This window comes from Ancylomarina longa, from assembly GCF_003996985.1.
Lineage (GTDB): Bacteria > Bacteroidota > Bacteroidia > Bacteroidales > Marinifilaceae > Ancylomarina_A > Ancylomarina_A longa.
The window spans coordinates 1-1,273 of record NZ_RJJX01000071.1 but is presented as its reverse complement, the minus strand read 5'-3'; the positions used below and the strand labels follow the sequence as shown (position 1 = coordinate 1,273).

The window sequence follows — 1,273 nt, the reverse complement described above, 5'->3', positions numbered from 1 at the left end:
TATTTAAGTCATATTCTAAAATAGCACCCCCTGGATTGCAATTATAGGCTTTGGTTTTGGTTGATCAAAAGGTTCATCGAGCCATTTCTGGAGATCGATTTTAACAAAAAGATTAAGCCTTATGAATGCAACTAAGTTTGATAGCTGCCAACCATATTTAGAGATTTCTTTAAGAACTYTTAGGACTAATATTGTAATCAAAGCAGTCCATATTTGTATCATCACTGCATTTTCACTGGTACCTATAAAGGATTTGATATGAAGTAGCTGTTTTATTTCTCGAAAAAAAATTTCTATCTGCCACCGGCTCTTATAAAGTTCACTTATTGTGTTTGCTGTCCAAGACATCTGATTGGTTATAACTTCKATTRCTTGCCCATTTTCATCATTCCATATAGCCACTCTTCTAAGTCTTTTAGGATACTTCTTTCTGGATGTATTTCCAGTCAACTCAATGATTTCATCTTTGAGTATATTCTCATGCCTGTTTTCTGGTAGCTCTTTTTCTTTTATGGTCTTAAATTRSATATTTTCTTTGTGCCTTACCACAAAGAAGACGCCTTTGCTGTCCCAGACATTGAGTAATGAAAAATCATTRTAAAATCGATCAGCTACAATGACACTTCCCTTTAGTAATGGCACGTCATATGCACCCTTATTGTCAGCGGTTTTCCCATCGGTAATATTCACATAAGCGGGTAAATTGCCATCGTAATCAAGCAAAGTGTGCATTTTTACAGCCCCTTTGGCAGTCTTATATTTTGCCCAATCAAAAAGGCTTAAACAAAGACTAATTGTGGAGGAATCAAGAAGGAATATTTTTGATTTAATTCTGAATTTACATTGCTTARAACCTGCTTRCTGTCCTAAATGAGAAAGCAACTGGTAATAGTATTCACGAAACAGAGTCCAGTCTCTATTTTTGTTCTGATAACTAATAGTTGATTTGGAGGGAGCTCTTTGTATGCCTAAATGATTAAGATTGCCTGTGGCAGAACGTAAACCATTACTGATATCTCTCACAGATTGGCTTTTCGCAAATTGACAAAACAGCATGGAAACCAAATGAGTCCARCTACTATATCCTTTTTGATGCTTATCCGTTTTCTTATCTGAGACAATTCGCTTAAAACAAGTTCTATCCAATTTGGATATGATTTGAGAGAATAAATTTAAATTTGTCATGAGAGAAAGTTTTTTTTGTTGTGCAACTCAAAGATAATTTGAGATACTTAAATTCTTTCTCTCTTTTTAATCGTTTAGGACGCTATTG

General features: G+C 34.3%; 1 protein-coding gene. It reads right to left on the bottom strand.

Features of this window, described 5'->3' with window-relative positions:
• Positions 1–15 precede the first annotated feature (15 nt).
• Positions 16–1,185 (bottom strand): IS4 family transposase, encoded by a 1,170-nt coding sequence (locus DLK05_RS16455; RefSeq protein ID WP_127345085.1) that lies wholly within the window; start codon positions 1,183–1,185, stop codon positions 16–18.
• Positions 1,186–1,273: the final 88 nt, after the last annotated feature.